Here is a 19,835-nt window from a genome sequence, read left to right as displayed (position 1 = left end):
CATGCTGGCTCTGATCGCGGGAACAGGGGTTTTGCCGGACGAACTGGTTGCGCACCTGCCGGAACGCCCCTTGGTTTGCGCGATGGAGGGATTTCAGCCTGACACTCTGACGCCAGACGTGACCTTCCCGCTGGAGCAGTTGGGCAGTTTTATCGCCGAGCTCAAAGCGCGCGGCGTCACAGATGTATGCCTCGCAGGTGCCGTTCGCAGGCCAGAAATAAACCCCGCCCGGATTGACGCGCAGACCATGCCCTTGGTTCCGATCATACAGCAGGCGTTGATGTCGGGCGACGACGGAGCCTTGCGGGCGGTGATCGGCATTTTGGAGGACGCCGGTCTGCGCGTGCGGGCCGCGCACGAGATTGCGCCGGACCTGTTGCCTCCGCTCGGGTGTCTGACCCAGGCCCAGCCGACCGAGGCGGAGCTGGGCGATGCAAATCGGGCCGTGGGTGTCCTGCGGGCTATGGGGGCTGCGGATATCGGACAGGCCTGCGTGGTTCACAAGGGCCAGGTTCTGGTAGTCGAAGGGGCCTTCGGCACGGCCTGGATGCTGCAATCGCTGGCCGCGCGCCCGGATGCGGGCGGCGGTATTCTGTTCAAGGGCCCCAAGCCGGGCCAAGACCGACGTGCCGATCTGCCTGCCATCGGCCCCGACACCGTATCCAGCGCCGTTGCCGCCGGATTGTCCGGCATCGTCATCGAAAAGGGTGGGGTGATCGTGCTGGACCGGCCCCAAGTGATCGCGGAATGCGACCGCCTGGGCCTGTTCCTGCATGTGCACGAGCGGGCTGTCTGATGCGCGTCTTTCTGGTCGCCGGTGAACCGTCGGGCGACCGTCTGGGCGGTGCGCTGATGGAGGGGTTGAAGACCCTTGTTCCGGAGATCGAATTCGACGGGGTCGGCGGGCCGCTGATGCAGGCCCAGGGTCTGGTCAGTCGCTTTCCGATGTCCGAGCTCAGCGTGATGGGCCTGATCGAGGTTCTGCCCAAGTTTTTTCACCTCAAACGCCGCATCGCCGAAACCGCTCAGGCCGTTCTGGACACCCAGCCCGACGTTCTAATCACAATCGACAGTCCCGACTTTTCGCTGCGCTTGGCCGAGCAGGTCAAGGCGCGCAGTAGCATTCGGACGGTGCACTATGTCGCGCCCAGCGTCTGGGCCTGGCGCCCCAAGAGGGCGGACAAGATGGCCAAGGTCATCGACCATGTTCTGGCCCTGCTGCCGTTCGAGCCACCCTATATGGAAAACGCCGGAATGGAGTGCGACTTCGTCGGCCATCCGGTGGCCAGCGAGCCGGTTGCAACCGAAGCGCAGATCGCGCAGTTCCGCGCCGATCACGGTCTTGGCGACGCGCCGATCCTGCTGGCCTTGCCCGGCTCGCGCCGGGGCGAAGTCGATCGGCTGGCGCCCGTATTCGGCGCGGCGCTTGCCTTGTACCTGAAGGACCGCCCCGACATTCGGGTGGTAGTTCCGGCGGTCGCGCATGTGGCCGATACCGTGGCTGCCCATGTCCGGTCCTGGCCGGGCCAGCCGGTCGTGGTGGACCCGCGCAACATCGACACGGATCAGGCGGTGGCCAGCAAGCGCGCGGCCTTTGCCGCCGCCGAGATCGCCCTAGCCGCGTCCGGCACGGTCTCGCTGGAACTGGCGGCCCAGTCCACGCCGATGGTAATTGCCTACAAGCTGACCTGGCTGACCCAGAAGATCGCCGAGCGCATGGTCAAGCTGGATACGGTCACGCTGGTCAACCTTGTGTCCGAGACCCGAACGGTGCCGGAATGCCTGCTGGATGACTGCACGCCTGAAGCCATTTCGGCCGCGCTCAGCGCAGTGTCTGCCGCGCCGGGCGCGCAGGAGCAGGCCATGGCCGTCACGATGGAACGTCTCGGCCGGGGTGGCGAAGCGCCCGGTCTTCGGGCCGCGCGTGCGGTGTTGGAGCGGATGACGCCGTGATGCTGGACTACGCGGTCTTTGCGGCCTCGGCCTTCATGGCGCAGGTGCTGACCAATCTCGACAACCTCATGGCGCTGGTCGCCCTGATGATCGTCACTGGTCCGCAACGCGCGGTTCTCGGGTTTCTGCTGGCACAGGGGCTGGTGATCGGCGCGGCTTTCCTGCTGGCGCTGGGGGTCGAGGATGTGGTGCCGCACTGGGCGGGCTACCTCGGCGCCATCCCGCTGGCCTTGGGGCTTTTCGGGGCCGTTCGACAGCTTCGCGGAGCAAATGGCCAGGACGCAACCGCTGTGCCGGGCAGCGCCTCGGCGCTGGTGACCATGCTCTTGTTCGCAAGTCTTTCGATGGACACGTTTGCGGTCCTCGCCCCCTTGCTGGCCGACTCCACCCCCGATTTCCGGCTGGCAGGTGTGCTTGGGGCAGGTCTGGCCGCTCTCTCACTTGCAGTAGTGGGGCTGATCGGTGGGCGCGCCCAGATCAAGACGGGGCGCCTGGCGCAACGGCTGGAGTACCTCGTGCCTTACGTCATGATCTGCGCCGGGCTTTATATCCTCAGCAATTCGTGGACCGACGCGGTTCAGTAACCGCGCCAGATCCAGCCACCGCCAAAGATGCGGCTGCCCTCGGTTTCATAGAACACGCAGGCCTGCCCGGGCGAGACACCTTCCTCGGGGGTCAGCAATTCGACCTCGGCGGTAGTGTCAGTCAGCGGGCGGATGATCGCCTCGCGCGGGGGGCGGGTCGAACGTACCTTGACCGAGACATGCCATTCCTTCTGCGAGGTGAAGGGTTCGTCGCCCAGCCAGTTGATCTCGCGTACGGGGATGGTGCGGGTGGCCAACAGTTCCTTGGGGCCGACGACGACCTGCTTGCGATCAACGTCCAGCTTGACGACATAGAGCGGCTCACTGAGCCCGCCGATACCAAGGCCGCGTCGCTGGCCGATCGTGTAGTGGATCACGCCGTCGTGCTGGCCCAGAACACGGCCGTCGGCGTGAACGATCTCGCCGGGCTCGGCCGCGCCGGGGCGCAGTTTCTCGATCACACTGGCATAGTTGCCGTTGGGCACGAAGCAAATGTCCTGACTGTCGGGCTTGTCGGCCACGCTCAGCCCGTATTGCGCGGCCATCTCGCGGGTTGCGTCCTTGGACGGCAGGTGCCCCAGCGGGAAGCGCAGGAATTCCAGCTGCTCGGGCGTGGTCGAGAACAGGAAATAGGACTGGTCGCGGTTGGCGTCCTCGGCGCAGTGCAATTCGGGGCCGCCCGGGCCCATCTTGCGCTGGATATAGTGGCCGGTCGCCATGCAGTCGGCTTCCAGATCCTTGGCAGTTTCCAGAAGGTCCTTGAACTTGACGCGCTCATTGCAGCGGATGCAGGGCACCGGAGTTGCGCCGGCCAGATAGCTGTCGGCGAACTCGTCAATCACGGCGTCCTTGAAGATGTTTTCATAATCCAGAACGTAGTGCGGAAAGCCGCGTTCCTCGGCCACGCGGCGGGCGTCGTGGATGTCGATCCCGGCACAGCACGCGCCCTTCTTGGCCAGCGCCGCTCCGTGGTCGTAGAGCTGCAGCGTCACACCCACCACATCATAACCCTGATCCGCCAGATACGCCGCCACGACCGAGCTGTCGACACCACCCGACATGGCGACGACCACCCGCGTTTCCGACGGGGGTTTGGCAAAGCCAAGCGAGTTCAGAGGGGTCTCGGTGTCGAGGGCCATGGGCTGTTCCAGTCCGGGTTAAGAAAGACCGGCAGAATATAGGAAAATTCTACGCACTCTCAAGGGGCGGTTTCACCGCGCATTAAGTAGACTGCCGTCAGCTTTGTGGCACCAGAAAAAGGGTCAAAAGATGTATTTGCACAAAGTTGAGGGACCAAGGTCAGTTACCCTGCCGGATGGGTCTGTTTTGTCCCGAGCGGATTTGCCGCCTGCGGATACGAAACGCTGGGTCGCATCAAGAAAGGCCATTGTCGTTCGAGGCGTGCTTTACGGATTGATCTCCTTGTCGGACGCCAAGAAACGATACGGCCTGAGTGACGAAGAGTTCAACACATGGGTGTCTGCGGTCGCCGAACACGGAATCGAGGCCTTGAAAGTGACGGCGCTAAAAAAATATAGACAACCTAAAGGCGAAAGCGAATAAATGATTCAACGGTAACGTCAGATTAACCATTTGTGATCAGGGTTAACCCGAACTGGAATAGTTGACCTGAATTGGAGCAGTGCAATGCGAATTCTTCTTGTCGAGGATGATCCGACCACGTCCAAAAGCATCGAGCTGATGCTGACGCATGCCAACCTGAACGTGTATGCGACGGACCTGGGCGAGGAAGGCATAGATCTGGCCAAGCTGTATGACTACGATCTGATCCTGCTTGACCTGAACCTGCCGGACATGAACGGACATGAAGTCCTGCGTCAGTTGCGCATTGCAAGGGTTGAAACGCCGATCCTGATCCTTTCCGGAGCCGACGACACTGAAAGCAAGATCAAGGGCTTCGGTTTCGGGGCCGACGACTACCTGACCAAACCGTTCCACCGCGAGGAGTTGGTGGCGCGAATCCATGCGATCATCCGCCGATCCAAAGGTCATTCGCAATCGATTATCCGAACCGCACGAATCGCGGTCAATCTGGATGCCAAGACGGTCGAGGTTGACAATCAGGCGGTGCATCTGACCGGCAAGGAATACCAGATGCTTGAGCTTCTGAGCCTCCGCAAGGGCACGACCCTGACCAAGGAAATGTTCCTGAATCACCTTTACGGCGGCATGGACGAGCCGGAACTCAAGATCATCGACGTTTTCATCTGCAAGCTGCGCAAGAAGCTCAGCAATGCCACAGGCGGCGAGAACTACATCGAAACGGTGTGGGGCCGAGGATATGTATTGCGCGACCCCCAGACGGACACGGTGGAAAGCACTCGCTTGGCCGTCGGCGCCTGAAAATCTGACCCATCCGCCACCGCGGTCCAGGGTGGCACTCGCACTCACGGCTCAGCACATCTGGACCTGACCATGACCTCGCCCTATCACTGGGGTCCAAGACGATGTGACAGGGCGAGGCCATGAGCAATTCGATTGCAGTAGAAGATCTGACCGAGGACCAGGCTCGAGAGGAATTGGCACGCCTTGCGGAACTCTTGCAGCAGGCCAACGACCTGTATCACGGCCAGGACGCGCCCGAGATCTCGGATGCCGAATACGATGCCCTGAAACTTCGGAATCTCGAAATCGAGTCGCGGTTCCCGCAGCTAAAGCGCCCCGACAGCCCCAGCGATCAGGTTGGTGCGCGACCGGTGGACGGTTTCGGTAAAGTGACCCATGCGGTCCGCATGATGTCGCTTGGAAACGCATTCGACGATGAGGACGTAGCAGACTTTGTTCGGTCCGTACGAAACTATCTTGGGCTGAGCGAAGAGGCGCCCCTCGAATTCACGGCCGAACCAAAGATCGACGGTTTGTCGCTGTCTCTGCGTTACGAGGACGGCGAACTGGTGCAGGCGGCAACACGGGGCGATGGTGAGGTCGGCGAAAACGTCACGGCCAATGCGTTGACCGTTTCAGATATCCCTCAAAAGATCGCCGACGCGCCCGGGATCCTGGAGGTTCGCGGCGAAGTCTATATGTCTCATGACGATTTCGAGAAGCTGAATGCCAAGCAGGCAGAGGCGGGGGCGAAGTTGTTTGCGAATCCGAGAAATGCGGCCGCCGGTTCGCTACGCCAGCTTGACCCAGAAGTTACGCGCGCAAGACCCCTGCGGTTCTTCGCCTATGCCTGGGGCGAAGTGTCCGAGCCGTTGGGAACCACTCAGTCATCTGCGTTGGATCGGTTGAAGTCCTTTGGCTTTTCCACCAACGACCTGACTGCCGTTTGCAGCTCGACCGCGCAAATGCTGGAGCACTACCGCGCAATCGAAGAGCAGCGCTCTACGCTTGGCTATGACATCGACGGCGTCGTCTACAAAGTGAACGATTTGTCGTTGCAGGCCCGTCTTGGGTTTCGCTCGACCACACCAAGATGGGCGATCGCTCATAAATTTCCTGCCGAACTCGCCTGGACCCGGCTTGAGGCGATTGACATTCAAGTTGGCCGCACCGGCGCGCTTAGCCCGGTTGCGCGGCTGCACCCGGTGACGGTTGGCGGTGTGGTCGTGTCCAATGCAACCTTGCACAACGAAGACTACATCGCCGGCCGGGATTCGAAAGGCGAGCAGATCCGCGACGGTAAAGATATCCGTGTTGGCGATTGGGTGCAGGTGTACCGCGCCGGCGATGTGATCCCCAAAATAGCCGACGTCGACCTGAGCAAAAGGCCGGAACAAGCTGTCCCGTTTGAGTTTCCGACGAAATGTCCGGAATGCGGCAGCGACGCGATCCGCGAGGAAGGCGACTCGGTGCGCCGCTGTACCGGAGGGGTGATCTGCCCGGCGCAAGCGGTCGAGAAACTGAAGCACTTCGTTTCCCGCAAGGCGTTTGACATCGATGGGTTGGGGGCCAAGCAGATCGAAATGTTCTACAACGACCCGGATCTGCCGATCCGTACGCCGGCAGACATTTTCACATTGCAAAAGCGGGACGCTGCAAATCTGAACAAGCTGGCCAACCGAAAAGGCTGGGGCAGTCAGAGCGCCGCAAAACTCTTTGCCGCGATCGAGGAAAAGCGGACAATTCCGCTGGGCCGCCTTCTGTTTGCGCTGGGTATTCGACACCTTGGTGAAGCCGCCTCGAACCTGATCGCCAATCACTACGGCACGTGGGACGCGTTCGAGCAGGCTGTCACGGCTGCCAGCCAATTCAGCGGACCCGAATGGGATGAACTGCTGAATATCGACGGCGTCGGTGAAGTCATGGCCCGGACCCTGGTTTCGACATTTGCTCAGGACGCAGAGCGCCAAAGCATCGATGCGCTGGTCGCCCAACTGAACGTACAAGAGGCCAAACGGCCGGATACATCGGGCAGCCCAGTCGCGGGAAAAACGGTTGTCTTTACGGGTACGCTCGAAAAAATGACCCGGGCCGAAGCAAAGGCCCGCGCGGAAGCCTTGGGGGCCAAAGTGGCTGGCTCAGTCAGCGCAAAAACGGACTATCTGGTGGCCGGCCCCGGCGCAGGTTCCAAGGCCAAGAAGGCGGCAGAGCTGGGGGTCGAAACCTTGGATGAAGACAGCTGGCTGCAGTTGATCGGGGACGCATGAGCGGCCGTCCAGAGCAACTGTTCCCGCTTTTTGCAGGGCTCGAGAGGCTGGATGGTATCGGTCCCAAGACCGCACGCCTGCTGGCGCAGACCGGGCTGGAAACGCCACGCGATCTGCTGTTTGCATTGCCATATGCAGTGGTTGACCGGCGGCGGCGTGATACGATCCGGGGCGTCGATCTGCCGAAAACACTCACGGTGGAAGTCACCGTCGGCGCCCACCGCCCGCCGCACAACAGGGGCGGAGCCTATCGGATTTTCGTGCAGGACAGTCAGACCGATTTCCAGCTGGTCTTCTTTCACGCCCGTGCCGACTACCTGAAAAAGGTCCTGCCTGAGGGGGCGAGACGGGTGGTGTCCGGCAAGCTCGAACTGTTTGACGGTACAGCGCAAATGGTTCACCCGGACCACATTCTGCCGGTCGAACAGGCGAACAGCATCCCCGAGTTTGAACCGGTCTATCACCTTACCCAAGGTGTCACCCAAAAGACGGCCTACAAGGCGGCGCAAAGCGCGCTGGCACGCCTGCCAGATTTGGCGGAATGGGCGGATCCTGCACAGGTTGCCCGCCAGAGCTGGCCGACCTGGGCCGATGCAGTCCGGGCGGCCCACACACCGCAAGGTTCCGATGACGTGGCAGCCTTTGCTCCCGCGCGCGAACGCCTGGCCTATGACGAACTGTTCGCCCATCAACTGACTCTGGCTCTGGCCCGCCTGCGGGAACGCAAAACACGTGGAACCGTAAGTGTCGCGACCGGGGCGTTGCAGACCCGTGTACTGGATGCGCTTCCGTACAAACCCACTGGGGCGCAGTTGCGTGCCATACGCGAGATAACCGAAGACATGGGCGCTCCGACCCGAATGAACCGCCTGCTGCAGGGGGACGTCGGATCCGGCAAGACACTGGTTGCGTTCATGGCGCTTCTGGTTGCGGTAGAGGCCGGTGCTCAGGGTGTCATGATGGCTCCGACCGAGATCCTCGCGCGCCAGCATCTGGAGGGCCTTCGCCCCCTGGCCGAGGACGCCGGCGTGGTTCTCGAAATCCTGACGGGACGGGACAAGGGGTCCGAGCGCAAGGCGAAGCTGGCCGCGCTCAAGGCGGGTGACATCCAAATTCTGGTGGGCACTCACGCGGTTTTCCAGAACGATGTGGCATTCCATGACTTGCGTCTGGCGATTGTCGACGAACAGCACAGGTTCGGTGTCCGCCAGCGGATGGAGCTCTCTGAGAAGGGACAGGGGGCCGATGTTCTGGTCATGACAGCCACACCGATCCCACGCAGCCTTGCGCTTGCACAATATGGGGATATGGACGTCTCGGTCCTGGATGAGAAACCGCCGGGACGCAAACCGGTCAAAACTGCGATTGTCAGCACTTCGCGCATGGAGGAGGTGGTCGATCATCTGCGCCGCGCGATCGAAGACGGAAAGCAGTGTTATTGGGTCTGTCCGCTGGTCGACGAATCCGAGGTCTCCGACCTCACCGCGGCCGAGGAACGGTTCAAACACTTGCGGGCCCAGCTGGGTGACGGAATCGTCGGCCTTGTGCACGGACAGATGCCCCCGGCCGAGAAAGATGCGGCAATGGCCGCCTTTCAGGACGGGCGGACCAAGGTTTTGGTTGCGACGACGGTCATTGAGGTGGGAGTAAACGTCCCCAACGCCACGATCATGGTCATTGAGCGGGCGGAAATCTTCGGGCTGGCCCAGTTGCACCAGCTACGCGGTCGGGTCGGACGCGGGCATGACGCGTCAACCTGTCTGTTGATGTATCAAGCGCCGCTCAGCGAAGGAGGCCGAAGACGGCTGGAAGTTCTGCGGGAAACCGAAGATGGATTCAGAATTGCCGAAACGGACCTCGAGATGCGCGGGGCAGGGGACCTGATCGGGACCGCTCAATCCGGTCTTCCCCGGTTCCAGATTGCCGACCTAGAACGGCAGGCTGGACTTATGGCTGTTGCACAATCTGACGCGCGTGCGCTGCTGGCTTCGGACCCGAAATTGACCTCGGAAAGAGGTCAGGCCGCGCGTGTTCTTCTTTGGTTGATGAAACAGGATCAGGCCATCCGTTTGATTTCAGTGGGTTAGCGGGTTGCGCGCAAAAAGTTCACAAATGTTCTCATAAAGTTCTTTACTGATCCCCGGAAATATGAGAACAAAAGGTCAACAAAGGATTAATTCCCGACCGGAGGTGAAACATGCTGACCCAGATCAAAAGCGCTTTCAGCCGTTCGCAAGCCACGCTTTTGCAGGATGCAGCCGGCGTAGCTTCGCTGGTTGTCATGCTGATGGTGGCGCTTCACGTGCCCGTCGGGTTCTAAGCCTTTCTGCCTGCGATCTCGTGCCGATCAACCCGCGTATGTCATCCCCATTTCAGTCAAGGGTGACCTGCCTGTCCCAAACCCCTTGAAGGGGCCGTGCCTCGGCCCCACGCGGTAATCCGGACCCCACGCGAGAAACGCATTGACTGCCGCCGCCCTTTCCGCCCGGAAGGCGCGGCGGTTTTTTTTACAGTTGACCGGTTTTGAAGATCTCAAGCAGGGCTGACAGGACCGAGTTGACGGCCACCGAGGCCAGGATCATTCCCATGACCCGGCTGATGATTGCCGCCCCCGAATGACCGATCAGCCGGATGATTGGCTCGGCCAGCAACATCAACACAAAGGCGCAGGCCAGCACGGACAGCATGACCAGCGCAGTAATGCCCTGGTCCGCCACGCTGTAGCGGTGGTTGTCGGTCAGAATGACGATGGCCAGCATCGCACCGGGTGAGGCCAATGACGGGACCGCCAACGGGAAGATCGCCGGGTTGTGCCTGTGCAGCTTGTCTTCCATGTCTTCTTCGGCCTGGCGCTGTTCGATTTCCTGTTTGCTTTCGCCAAAAATCATCGTCAGCGCGAACAGGAACAGGATGATCCCGCCGGCGACCTGAAACGAGTTGAGGCCGATATCCAGCGCCTCGATCAGCAATTGCCCAAAGACCAGAAAGAACAGAAGGATCCCGGCGCTGATCAGTGCGGCCAGCAGGGCAGTGCGCCGGCGCGCGGCGGCTTCGATACCCGCGGTGACGGCAATGAACACCGGGATGGTTCCGATCGGGTCAATGACGACCCACAAGGTTACAAAATGTTCCAGAAGGTTGTTCAATTGGCTTCTCTGTCAAATTGGTCAGGAGGTTAGCCGCCTTCGATTCAAAAGACCATGTTCAGGCGCAGTTGGCTTGTTCGGCCTTCTCGAAAGCCTCGGCGGTCGCGTCCAGCGCAAGCATGATCGACGCGTGCCGGTTCTTGTAATCGCGGGCGGGCCGCAGAACTTCCAACTCGTCAAACGGCGCATCCGGGGTAGGGCCATCACTCTTGAGCATGGCCGCCAACTGGTCGCGCGCGGTTTCGATTTGGGGGCGGGTTGCCCCGATGACCGATGCACCGACTACTGCCGCTGCTGCCTGACCCAGCGCGCAGGCTTTCACGTCCTGTCCGAACTCGGTGATCCTTCCGTCCCGCACTTTGATGTCCACGGCAACCGTCGAACCGCACAAGGGGGACCGTTTCTTGACGGTCGCATCCGGATCGTCCAACCGCTGCAGGTGCGGAATGTCGGCCGCCAGCGCCAGAATGCGCCCGGAGTAGAGCTTGATCAGGTCGGTTTCGCCGGACATGGGTTTCCCTCGGTGGCTGTTCCCCATACATAGTGGCCATGTTCTGGGATGCAAAAGGTTTTTGCGATGTCGCGCTCTGCTACGTTCGACCCGTCGACACTCAAATTCAATGAGGCTGAGTTGGTCCCGGCCATTGCTCAGGAGGAGAGCACCGGCGAGGTTCTCATGATGGCCTGGATGAACGCCGAGGCGATCCGAAAGACGCTGGAAACCGGACGCGTCACCTATTGGTCGCGCTCGCGCCAGTCCTTCTGGGTCAAGGGAGAAAGCTCGGGCCACGTACAAGAGTTGGTGGATTTTCGCGTCGATTGCGATCGAGACTGCCTGTTGGTTCTGGTACGACAAAGCGGCCCCGCTTGCCACACAAACCGCCAAAGCTGCTTCTACACCGCCGTCCGGGACGGGGAAGAGGTCGAATTGATGTCGCCGATGGTTTGACGGCGCCTAGCGGGCCTAAAGACCGACCATTGCGCGGACGTCTTCCGGCGTCGCTCCTTCGGCCCGATATTTCGCAATCGCCCTGGCGTCGTCTCGCTTGGCCAGCCGTTTTCCCGTTTCGTCCCGGATCAGTCGGTGATGGTGATAGGTGGGCGTCTCCAACCCCAACAAGCGCTGCAGCACCACGTGAATCCCGGTTGCGTCAAACAGATCCTGACCGCGAACCACATGTGAGATGTTCTGGGCGGCATCATCCAGAACGACTGACAGGTGATAGGACGTGCCCATACCCCGCCGGGCGAGGACGACATCGCCGACGCCGTGCAGCATCTGTTCGTCCGACAATTCTATCCAGCCAGTCGCGCCATCCGGACCGGACCCGGTCTCGTGAAACCTCAACCCGGTGGCGTCCCTCGCGATCCGGCGCAGCGCTTCGGACATATTGAGACGCAGGGCCACATCCTCCGGGATCGCGGACTGCACCTGATATGTCCATTTTTCACGGCATGTTCCGGGATATATGACGCCGTCAGGTCCGTGCAGAGGATACCCTTCCTGCGGCGCACTGGCGGCGGCCGCGATATCCTTGCGATTGCAGGTGCACGGATATAGCAGCCCTTGGGACCACAGCCGGTTCAAGGCCCGCCGATAGAGCGGCATACGATCGGATTGCCGCAACACAGGGCGAGGCCACGTCAAACCCAACCACGTCAGATCGTCATAGATCTGATCCTCCCAATGCCGACGCGCCCGGGACTGATCGATATCCTCGATCCGCAGCAGGAACGTGCCGGAGTTTCGGGCAGCGAGGCCATACGCCAGCAATGCAGAATACGCATGACCAAGATGCAATGGCCCGGTTGGAGATGGGGCAAATCTTGTGGTGAATTTCACGTCTTTTCAACGATATATACGTCGGATTTCAAGTCCAGCCCTGGCAAGTGCGGTCCGTGTTCGCGAAACAGAAGGCGCGCCGCTCCCATGTCCAGCCATTCGTTCAGGCGCCCGGTATAGCCGGGGTCGTCCAATGTATGGTCGTTGAACGAAAACGCCAGCAGGCCACTCTTTGGCAAGACTTTCATAAGCATGTCGAATGTCTGGGGCGGCGCGGCGCCGGCGCCGATCACTCCGATCGCGGCGATTGCCTTGTATGCCCCCGTCTCCAACGGGTTGGGATCGGTGATGTCGATGGCAGCAAGGTTGCGGTAGACGCCCTTGGCAGCAGCACCTTTCAGCATCTCGGGTGTCGGATCGACGCCGTCGATTGCCCGGTATCCGACCTTGTGCAAGGCGACACCGGACAACCCGGTCCCGCAGCCATAGTCAAGGATAGGTGTGTCCGGTTGCGGCAACTTGGACCACAACGCCTCGGCCACGCGGCCCGGCGTGGCATACCCGTGCTCGGCCACCTCATCTTCGTAAGAGGCCGCCCATTTCTGGTAATGCGCCTGGGTTTCCTGCGGCGTGTTCAGATCATATGTGTTTTTGAGGAACTTCTCGCTCATGCCGTCAGTTTAGGCGCGTGGCCCGGTCTGCGTCCAGTCAGCTTTGCGTCAGCCACTGCCGCCATGCCTCCTTGGCGCGATCGGTATAGGCTTTGTAGCGATCCTTGCGGCCGCGCCGTCCGCCTTTCAACCCGTCGACCGGTCGGAACAAACCAAAATTCACGTTCATAGGCTGAAAGGTCTTGGCCTCTGCGCCGCCGGTGATGTGGTGGATCAGCGCGCCCATGGCGCTGTCCTGCGGAACCGGGGGCAGGGGGTGGCCCAGAATCTCGGCAGCCGCCAGACGTCCGGCCAGCAGGCCCATCGCGGCGCTCTCGACATATCCTTCAACCCCGGTGATCTGCCCGGCAAATCGGATGTTTGGCTTGGATTTCAGGCGCATCTGCGCATCCAGCAAGGTGGGCGAGTTGATGAAGGTGTTGCGATGGATGCCGCCCAGTCGGGCAAAACTGGCATTCTCGAGCCCCGGGATCATCCGGAACACCTCGGTCTGGGCGCCGTATTTCATCTTGGTCTGGAACCCAACGATGTTGAACAGCGTGCCCAAAGCGTTGTCGCGGCGCAGTTGAACCACGGCATGGGGCTTTACGTCCGGCTGATGCGGATTGGTTAGGCCCACCGGTTTCATGGGCCCGTGGCGGAGGGTCTCGCGCCCACGCTCGGCCATCACCTCGATCGGCAGGCAGCCATCGAAATAGCCAGCTGTTTCACCTTCGTGGAACTCGGTCTTGTCAGCGGCCAGCAGCGCGTCGATGAAAGCCTCGTACTGGTCACGGTCCATCGGGCAGTTCAGATAGGCGGTACGCTCTTCCTCGGTCTCACCTTTGTCATAGCGCGACTGCATCCACGCCTTGCTCATGTCGATCGTGTCAGCGTAGACGATCGGGGCGATCGCGTCGAAAAAGGCCAGTGCTTCGGCCCCGGTCTCGCGCTGGATCGCTGCGCCCAACGCTGGCGAGGTCAGCGGACCGGTGGCAAAAATCCAAAGTCCATCGTCCGGAAGCGTGGTGACTTCCTCACCGGTGACGGTGACGCGTGGGTGCGTCTTCAGCTTGGCGGTCACCGTTTCGGCAAAAGGTTCACGGTCTACGGCAAGAGCGCCGCCCGCAGGAAGTCGGTGGGCGTCAGCGGTGGTCATGATCAACCCATTGGCCGCGCGCATTTCCCAGTGCAGCAAACCAACGGCATTCTGCTCGTCATCATCAGACCGGAACGAATTGGAACAGACCATCTCGCCCAGGTTGCCGGTTTGATGCGCAAAAGTGCCCACTTTGGGGCGCATTTCGTGAATCACGACGTCCACGCCCATTTCGGCGGCCTGCCATGCGGCCTCGGATCCGGCCATGCCGCCGCCAACGATATGCAATTTCTGTGTCATGTGCGTCCAAATAGGGCAGGTGGCCCGCGCGTGCAACGGCCAACGAAAACTGCTGCCAACAAGGCAGCAACGCTATGATTTTATTGGGAAGTCTTGGGGTCGCCGCTGCGGGAATGTCTGCGCCGGTGAGAGAAACCAGCTTGGAGGGACCTTCCGCCCACGGCGACCCAAAAGATAGTGAAGGCCTCAGCCCTGTCCCAGCTTTGCCACAGAGATGCCCTTTTGAAAAGTGCAAAAATGCGAACAGTCGATAATTTTAGCCATAACAATTGCGTCATTGGGTCCAATTTGGTGAGCGTTTTTCGATAAATGCGGAAATACCTTCCTCGGTATCCCGGTGCAGCATATTTTCGGCCATTACGCCGCCGGTATAGGCATATGCCTGATCCAAAGGCATCTGAAGTTGCTGATAAAACGCCTGTTTCCCGATCTTTACCGCCGCGCCCAGTTTGGACGCCAACTGCTCGGCCAACGACAGGGTTTCATGCTCCAGCAGCGTTTCCGGAACGACACGATTGACCAGGCCCAGCTCGGCGGCCCGCTCCGCTGGTATGAAATCACCGGTGGTCAGCATCTCAAACGCTAGTTTGCGCGGAATGTTGCGGCTCAGCGCCACCATCGGCGTCGAGCAGAAGAGACCGATGTTCACGCCATTGACGCCGAATCGCGTTCCTTCGGCCGCCACGGCCAGATCGCAGGTCGCCACCAGTTGGCAGCCGGCGGCCGTTGCAATGCCATGGACCTGCGCGATCACCGGTTGGGGCAGGGATTGGATCGACATCATCATTCGGGCGCAGCGATTGAACAGTTCGGTGAAGTAGGCCTTGCCTCCATCTTCAGCCTGCCGGCCCGCGGTCATCTGCTTGAGGTCATGACCGGCACAAAACGCCTTGCCTGCCCCTGACAGTATTACAGCGCGGATCGTGCGATCATCGCGCAGCGTATCCAATTCAGATTGCAGTGCCTCCAGCATTTCGTCGCTCAGCGCATTCAGCCGCTCGGGCGTATTCATTTTCAGATGAGCGATCGCGCCCGTGTCGTTACGTTCCAAAATTGCCATCTTGCCCTCCTGCCGGCTGTGGGGCCAACTTTAGGTCGGCAAATCGAGGAGGGGAAGCATGTCATTGGCAATGAACAAGGAAGAGCTGACGGAATATCTGGCGCAGGTCTTCCCGCAGGTGCACAAGGATTTCGTCGTCATGGATCTGACCGACGACTCGATCCGCATGCGCCTCGTTGTCGAAGATCGGCATCTGCGTCCGGGCGGAACTGTGTCCGGACCTTCGATGTTCGCCCTGGCCGATGTCTGTGTCTATTCAATGGTTCTGGCGCGAAAGGGTCGTCAATCCCTGGCCGTGACCACCAGCAGTTCCATGGATTTTCTGCGCAAACCTGCCGGTGGAGCCGACATGATTGCCGAGTGCAGGTTGCTGAAACTGGGGCGTACGCTGGCTGTTGGCGACGTCCTGATGTACTCGGAAGGGCAGGAGGCGCCGGTGGCGCGCGCAAGCATGACCTACTCGCTGCCACCTGCCGGCTCCGCCGCAGCTGCGTTCGGATAAAAAAATGCCGGGGACAAGCCCCGGCACAGGAAGAGGTCCCGTAATTGGGACTGGGGATATTCTAGCCAAGCCAGAATTGGCGGCGTGCTTCGCGGTCAGCCTCAAAGCGCGTCAGCCCGACATCCTTCAGCAGACGGTCATCCAGCCTGCTCAGGTTGACGCGGCTGCGGCGCCGGCGTTCCCATTGGGTGACAGTCGCCGCAAAACGCACGGCCAGCGCAGCGATCAGAGGCAGCCGGGGGCTGTCGTTCAGCAGCAAGAGGGCGGGGGTGTGCATTGCGCGTGTCATGGTAAGTATCCTTTCAAATTGTATTGACACAAAGCATAAATGTTCGGTACATTGCTGTGGTACATTCAAGATTGTACTGAACGCAAAGGAAGAATTGTAATGGATACAATTTGGCCGACAGACCTGCCAAAATCCAAGGGACCAAAGTACACACTGGTCGCAGATACAATTCGAAAAGCCATCGAAAACAAGCAGCTGGAAGTCGGGGTGAAACTTCCTCCGGTGCGGGAATTGGCGTATCGATTGCAAATCACACCGGGAACGGTCGCCCGGGCTTATTCCATTCTGACCGAGGAGGGGTTGCTGCAGGCCGAGGTCGGGCGTGGTACATTCGTGGCACCACCGAAAATGCCATTGCTAGACGATGTCTGGTCACGGCAGCTTCACCTTCGGGACGACAAGTATGACGCCAATGTCAGCCTGTTCAGCCCGCGACTGCCAGATGTCGGGCAGGTGTCCCTGATACGGTCATGCCTTGCCAAGGTGGCGCAGGGGGATCCGAAGATGTTCATGAACTATCCCACCCGCGACGCTTACCTGCCTGTGCGCCAGGCGGTCGTAGATTGGCTCTCCGACTTGCCGCTGGGTGCTTTGAACGCCGATGACATCGTTCTTACGCATGGCGGGCAAAGCGGACTGTGCGTCGTGTTCCAGACCGTTCTGCGCGATCCGAAACCCGTTGTTCTGGTCGAGGACCTTTCTTATGCTGGGTTCCGTCGAGCCGGTGAGTTGATGCGCGCCGAAGTTATTGGTGTGAAAATGGACAAATGGGGTATCAGCCCCGACGCGTTGGACCACATCCTTCGTCAAACTCGGGCGCAAGCGATTTGCGTGTCGCCCGAGGTTCAGAATCCGACCGGTGGGCATTCGCCTCTTGAACGCCGCAACGAGGTGATCGAGATCGCCCGCCGCTACGATCTGCAAATCATCGAAGACGATTGCTATCGTATGGGCGAGGCGCGCGCACCCAGCTACAGGGCACTTGCGCCTGAACGGGGCTGGCATGTGTCGTCGATTTCCAAGACCCTTACGCCTGCGTTGCGCGTGGGGTTCGCCATCGCTCCGCGGGAACGCAGCGGAGACCTGCGCCGATCGGCGGAATACGGGTATTTCGGATTGGCGCAGCCATTGGCCGAATTGACCCGCTTGCTCCTCAGTCACCCTCAATCCAGGCAAATGGCGCGGGATGTTCGCGCGAAGATGGGTGAGTATGTACGGGTGGCCGTCAATGCACTGGGCGGCTTCAATCTGAACTGGGACCCCGATATTCCATTTGTCTGGCTGAGCCTGCCGTCCGGCTGGCGCGCCGCAGCCTTCAGCAGGGCTGCCGAGCGTGAGGGCATTCAACTCCGATCGGCAGATGAATTCGCGCTGAGGGATGGAAGGGCGCCAAATGCCGTGCGCATTGCGATGAACGGGCATGTCTCGCTGAAGCAGTTCGAATCCGCCATGTTGCGTCTGCGCGCCTTGCTGGACAATCCGCCCGAACAAATCAGTGTTTGATTTGGGGTAAATAGATACCTATTTTTTAAGCTGCTGTTTTTTAAACTTAAATTGGACGTTACCGTTCTTGACGTGCACTTTCGAGCCATCTAAATACCCATTCATCGAATTCGGGCCGCTCCGCCTTGGGGGCGGTCTTTCACATCAAACAGGATTGTCCTGACATGAAAACCTTCTCTGCAACACCTGCAGACATCGACAAGAAGTGGATCCTGATCGACGCCGAGGGCGTTGTTCTGGGCCGTCTTGCCTCGATCGTCGCCATGCGCCTGCGTGGCAAGCACAAGCCGTCGTTCACCCCGAACATGGACATGGGCGACAACGTCATCGTCATCAACGCCGACAAGATCCAGATGACCGGCAAGAAGCGCGACGAGCACTTCTACTGGCACACTGGCCACCCGGGCGGCATCAAATCGCGCACCAAACAGCAGATCCTGGAAGGCGCGCACCCCGAGCGTGTGGTCTTTCAGGCCGTCAAGCGCATGCTGCCGGGCAACCGTCTGTCGCGCAAGCAGATGACCAACCTGCGCATCTATGCCGGTGCCGAGCACCCGCACGAAGCCCAGGCCCCCGAAGTTCTGGATGTCAAATCCATGAACAAGAAAAACACCCGGAGCTAATGACCGATGGCTGATCAGATCAATACTCTCGAAGAGCTGAGCGCCGTCGCAGGCGTTGAAACCGTGGCCGAAGAAGTTGTTGTGCGCGAGCCCGTGCGTGACGAACTGGGTCGCTCCTATGCAACCGGCAAGCGTAAAGACGCTGTTGCCCGCGTTTGGATCAAGCCGGGCTCCGGCAAGGTCACCGTGAACGGCAAGGACCAGGACGTGTATTTCGCACGCCCCGTTCTGCAGCTGATCCTGCGCCAGCCGTTCCAGGTTGCTGGTGTCGAAGGTGAATTCGACGTTGTGGCAACCGTCAAGGGCGGTGGCCTGACCGGTCAGGCCGGTGCGGTCAAGCACGGCATCTCGAAAGCGCTGCAGCTGTACGATCCCAGCCTGCGCGGTGCGCTGAAGGCCGCTGGCTTCCTGACCCGCGACAGCCGCGTCGTGGAACGGAAGAAATACGGCAAGCGCAAAGCCCGCCGTTCGTTCCAGTTCTCGAAGCGTTAATCGCTACCGAGTTTTTCAAATGCAAAGGGCTCGCATTCGCGAGCCCTTTTTTCGTTGTGTTTCTTTGGTTTTACTCTTCGTAGACCATTTTCCACGCGCCGTTTTCCACCACGTTGACGTAGACAGTATCGGCGCCCTGATGGTCATCGGGTCCAAAGGTCATGTGGTTGCCGACCAGTTCATCCTGATAGTCCAGCGTCTCCATTGCAGCGATAAAGCTTTCCTGGGTCAGGTCGGGGCCGGCGGCCTCCAGCGCCTTGACCATCATTTCGGCCGCGGCATATCCCAGCATTGAAAAGCCCACCGGGTCTTCGCCGGTGGCAGCCTTGTATTCCTCGATGAAGGCCTTGGGGGCCGGTTCATCCGCGCGGGCCCACAGGTCCTGCCACGAGGCGGCGGCGTAGAAGCCATCGGTCACGCCACCCGGCACCTGTGCCACCACGGTCAGGAAACTGGCCGAGGTGCCCAGGAACTTCATGTCCGTCAGGCCCATCTTCTTGGCGGTGCCGACCACGGTGATGGCCTGCCGTACGCCCAGGGCGATGGTGACGATGTCGCAGCCTTCTTCCTTCAGCTTGCTCAGCGAGCCCACGAAATCGGTTTCGTCAGGTTTATGAGTGGTTTCCGCGGCAAAGGTAGTGCCGGATTCCCTGGCGCCTTCCTGGCTGCCTTCCAGGATTTCCTTGCCGAAATCGGTGGGCAGATACATCGTGCAGACCTTGTCGCCGCCGAATTCCTGCGCCAGATATTTCACGCCCACGCGCGCTTGGTCGTAATAGCTGGAAAACGAGGTGAACTTGTTCTTCATCGGCTCCTGCAGCATCTGCCGCGCGGCCGACAAGGGGGCGACGTTGGGAATGCCTTTGGGGTCCAGCAGCTTGAACCCGGCCAGGTTCATCGGCGTGCCCAGCGATTGCAGCATGGCAAACACCTTGTCGCGGTTCAGCAGCTTGTTGTAGCCCTGCATCGCGCGCGGCATCTGGTATCCGTTGTCCTCGACCACATAGCGGATCTTGCGGCCATGCACGCCGCCATTTGCATTGACCCGGTCGAACACCACGTTCGCGCCCTTGGTGGCCGGAACCCCGACGGCGGCGAAAATGCCGCTGAGGTCATTGACCGACCCGATGACGATTTCGTCGTCAGTCACGCCTTGCGTTTCGGCCCAGCCCACCGAGGCCAGGGCGGACAGGGCGGTTGCTGCCGCCAGCCGTCTGATTGCTTTGGTCATGTGTCTT

The 19,835-nt window shown here is 60.4% G+C and carries 22 protein-coding genes; 13 read left to right on the top strand and 9 right to left on the bottom strand.

The genetic code is table 11. The features are described 5' to 3' along the window. Nucleotide 1: 1 nt before the first annotated feature. The 3 genes from ACR0FC_RS05135 to ACR0FC_RS05125 are packed head-to-tail and all read left to right on the top strand — an operon-like array spanning nucleotide 2 to nucleotide 2,537. On the top strand, nucleotides 2–796 hold the full coding sequence (locus ACR0FC_RS05135; protein ID WP_170338683.1) for an LpxI family protein: 795 nt from the start codon (nucleotides 2–4) through the stop codon (nucleotides 794–796). After that, the gene (lpxB, locus tag ACR0FC_RS05130; protein WP_170338681.1) at nucleotides 796–1,953 is read left to right on the top strand and encodes a lipid-A-disaccharide synthase; all 1,158 of its coding nucleotides are present in this window, start codon (nucleotides 796–798) and stop codon (nucleotides 1,951–1,953) included. The genes ACR0FC_RS05135 and lpxB overlap by 1 nt, the downstream gene beginning before the upstream one ends. Continuing rightward, complete coding sequence (locus ACR0FC_RS05125; protein ID WP_217358566.1) at nucleotides 1,953–2,537, top strand: hypothetical protein; 585 nt, start codon at nucleotides 1,953–1,955, stop codon at nucleotides 2,535–2,537. The genes lpxB and ACR0FC_RS05125 overlap by 1 nt, the downstream gene beginning before the upstream one ends. On the opposite strand, the gene mnmA is transcribed toward ACR0FC_RS05125, so the two are convergent. Next, on the bottom strand, nucleotides 2,531–3,676 hold the full coding sequence (mnmA, locus tag ACR0FC_RS05120; RefSeq protein WP_170338676.1) for a tRNA 2-thiouridine(34) synthase MnmA: 1,146 nt from the start codon (nucleotides 3,674–3,676) through the stop codon (nucleotides 2,531–2,533). The genes ACR0FC_RS05125 and mnmA overlap by 7 nt on opposite strands. 130 nt (nucleotides 3,677–3,806) lie before the next feature. On the opposite strand from mnmA, the gene sciP reads away from it, so the two are divergent. From sciP to ACR0FC_RS05095, 5 genes are all read left to right on the top strand, one after another. Then, nucleotides 3,807–4,100 carry a CtrA inhibitor SciP gene (gene sciP, locus ACR0FC_RS05115; protein WP_170338674.1) on the top strand — a complete coding sequence of 98 codons (294 nt, stop codon included), beginning with the start codon at nucleotides 3,807–3,809 and terminating at the stop codon, nucleotides 4,098–4,100. An 84-nt stretch (nucleotides 4,101–4,184) separates the two neighbouring features. Further along, the gene (gene ctrA / locus ACR0FC_RS05110) at nucleotides 4,185–4,901 is read left to right on the top strand and encodes a response regulator transcription factor CtrA (protein ID WP_170338673.1); all 717 of its coding nucleotides are present in this window, start codon (nucleotides 4,185–4,187) and stop codon (nucleotides 4,899–4,901) included. Nucleotides 4,902–5,023: 122 nt separating this feature from the next. Continuing rightward, nucleotides 5,024–7,150, top strand: coding sequence for an NAD-dependent DNA ligase LigA (gene ligA / locus ACR0FC_RS05105; protein WP_170338671.1), 2,127 nt, complete (start codon nucleotides 5,024–5,026; stop codon nucleotides 7,148–7,150). Then, nucleotides 7,147–9,237 (top strand): ATP-dependent DNA helicase RecG, encoded by a 2,091-nt coding sequence (recG, locus tag ACR0FC_RS05100; protein ID WP_170338669.1) that lies wholly within the window; start codon nucleotides 7,147–7,149, stop codon nucleotides 9,235–9,237. The genes ligA and recG overlap by 4 nt, the downstream gene beginning before the upstream one ends. Nucleotides 9,238–9,347: 110 nt before the next feature. Further along, a complete protein-coding gene (locus ACR0FC_RS05095) occupies nucleotides 9,348–9,470 on the top strand; it encodes a hypothetical protein (protein ID WP_261391793.1) in 123 nt (40 codons plus the stop codon). Between the two features lie 187 nt (nucleotides 9,471–9,657). Here ACR0FC_RS05095 and ACR0FC_RS05090 read toward each other — a convergent pair whose 3' ends face one another. Beyond that, nucleotides 9,658–10,296, bottom strand: coding sequence for a MarC family protein (locus ACR0FC_RS05090; RefSeq protein ID WP_093962021.1), 639 nt, complete (start codon nucleotides 10,294–10,296; stop codon nucleotides 9,658–9,660). Nucleotides 10,297–10,354: 58 nt separating this feature from the next. Further along, entirely contained in the window at nucleotides 10,355–10,807 is a 453-nt protein-coding gene (locus ACR0FC_RS05085; RefSeq protein ID WP_170338667.1) for an iron-sulfur cluster assembly scaffold protein, read from the bottom strand. Nucleotides 10,808–10,855: 48 nt separating this feature from the next. Here ACR0FC_RS05085 and hisI point away from each other — a divergent pair, with 48 nt between their 5' ends. Next, a complete protein-coding gene (hisI, locus tag ACR0FC_RS05080; RefSeq protein WP_170338665.1) occupies nucleotides 10,856–11,245 on the top strand; it encodes a phosphoribosyl-AMP cyclohydrolase in 390 nt (129 codons plus the stop codon). A 15-nt stretch (nucleotides 11,246–11,260) separates the two neighbouring features. On the opposite strand, the gene gluQRS is transcribed toward hisI, so the two are convergent. The 4 genes from gluQRS to ACR0FC_RS05060 all read right to left on the bottom strand — a co-directional run bounded on the left by gluQRS (nucleotide 11,261) and on the right by ACR0FC_RS05060 (nucleotide 15,188). Next, nucleotides 11,261–12,139: a tRNA glutamyl-Q(34) synthetase GluQRS gene (gene gluQRS, locus ACR0FC_RS05075; protein WP_170338664.1), complete on the bottom strand. Its 879-nt coding sequence runs from the start codon at nucleotides 12,137–12,139 to the stop codon at nucleotides 11,261–11,263. Continuing rightward, nucleotides 12,136–12,750 carry a class I SAM-dependent DNA methyltransferase gene (locus ACR0FC_RS05070; RefSeq protein ID WP_170338662.1) on the bottom strand — a complete coding sequence of 205 codons (615 nt, stop codon included), beginning with the start codon at nucleotides 12,748–12,750 and terminating at the stop codon, nucleotides 12,136–12,138. The genes gluQRS and ACR0FC_RS05070 overlap by 4 nt, the downstream gene beginning before the upstream one ends. Before the next feature lie 37 nt (nucleotides 12,751–12,787). Next, nucleotides 12,788–14,128 carry a methylenetetrahydrofolate--tRNA-(uracil(54)-C(5))-methyltransferase (FADH(2)-oxidizing) TrmFO gene (gene trmFO / locus ACR0FC_RS05065; protein WP_170338661.1) on the bottom strand — a complete coding sequence of 447 codons (1,341 nt, stop codon included), beginning with the start codon at nucleotides 14,126–14,128 and terminating at the stop codon, nucleotides 12,788–12,790. Between the two features lie 274 nt (nucleotides 14,129–14,402). Continuing rightward, complete coding sequence (locus tag ACR0FC_RS05060) at nucleotides 14,403–15,188, bottom strand: enoyl-CoA hydratase (RefSeq protein ID WP_170338659.1); 786 nt, start codon at nucleotides 15,186–15,188, stop codon at nucleotides 14,403–14,405. A gap of 58 nt (nucleotides 15,189–15,246) precedes the next feature. Here ACR0FC_RS05060 and ACR0FC_RS05055 point away from each other — a divergent pair, with 58 nt between their 5' ends. Beyond that, nucleotides 15,247–15,690 (top strand): PaaI family thioesterase, encoded by a 444-nt coding sequence (locus tag ACR0FC_RS05055; RefSeq protein ID WP_093962028.1) that lies wholly within the window; start codon nucleotides 15,247–15,249, stop codon nucleotides 15,688–15,690. Between the two features lie 61 nt (nucleotides 15,691–15,751). On the opposite strand, the gene ACR0FC_RS05050 is transcribed toward ACR0FC_RS05055, so the two are convergent. After that, nucleotides 15,752–15,979 carry a DUF1127 domain-containing protein gene (locus ACR0FC_RS05050; protein ID WP_093962029.1) on the bottom strand — a complete coding sequence of 76 codons (228 nt, stop codon included), beginning with the start codon at nucleotides 15,977–15,979 and terminating at the stop codon, nucleotides 15,752–15,754. 99 nt (nucleotides 15,980–16,078) lie between these two features. On the opposite strand from ACR0FC_RS05050, the gene ACR0FC_RS05045 reads away from it, so the two are divergent. The 3 genes from ACR0FC_RS05045 to rpsI all read left to right on the top strand — a co-directional run bounded on the left by ACR0FC_RS05045 (nucleotide 16,079) and on the right by rpsI (nucleotide 18,597). Continuing rightward, entirely contained in the window at nucleotides 16,079–17,482 is a 1,404-nt protein-coding gene (locus ACR0FC_RS05045) for an aminotransferase-like domain-containing protein (protein WP_170338657.1), read from the top strand. A gap of 164 nt (nucleotides 17,483–17,646) precedes the next feature. After that, a complete protein-coding gene (gene rplM / locus ACR0FC_RS05040; protein WP_093962031.1) occupies nucleotides 17,647–18,105 on the top strand; it encodes a 50S ribosomal protein L13 in 459 nt (152 codons plus the stop codon). 6 nt (nucleotides 18,106–18,111) lie between these two features. After that, the gene (rpsI, locus tag ACR0FC_RS05035; RefSeq protein WP_005983014.1) at nucleotides 18,112–18,597 is read left to right on the top strand and encodes a 30S ribosomal protein S9; all 486 of its coding nucleotides are present in this window, start codon (nucleotides 18,112–18,114) and stop codon (nucleotides 18,595–18,597) included. Nucleotides 18,598–18,667: 70 nt separating this feature from the next. Here the strand turns inward: rpsI and ACR0FC_RS05030 are convergent, their stop codons facing one another. Further along, nucleotides 18,668–19,828: an ABC transporter substrate-binding protein gene (locus ACR0FC_RS05030; protein WP_170338655.1), complete on the bottom strand. Its 1,161-nt coding sequence runs from the start codon at nucleotides 19,826–19,828 to the stop codon at nucleotides 18,668–18,670. Between the last annotated feature and the right edge of the window lie 7 nt (nucleotides 19,829–19,835).

Source organism: Ruegeria sp. BB9, assembly GCF_056539345.1.
Note: the sequence above shows the minus strand (reverse complement) of the source record. Positions and strands in the feature narration are given on the sequence as shown.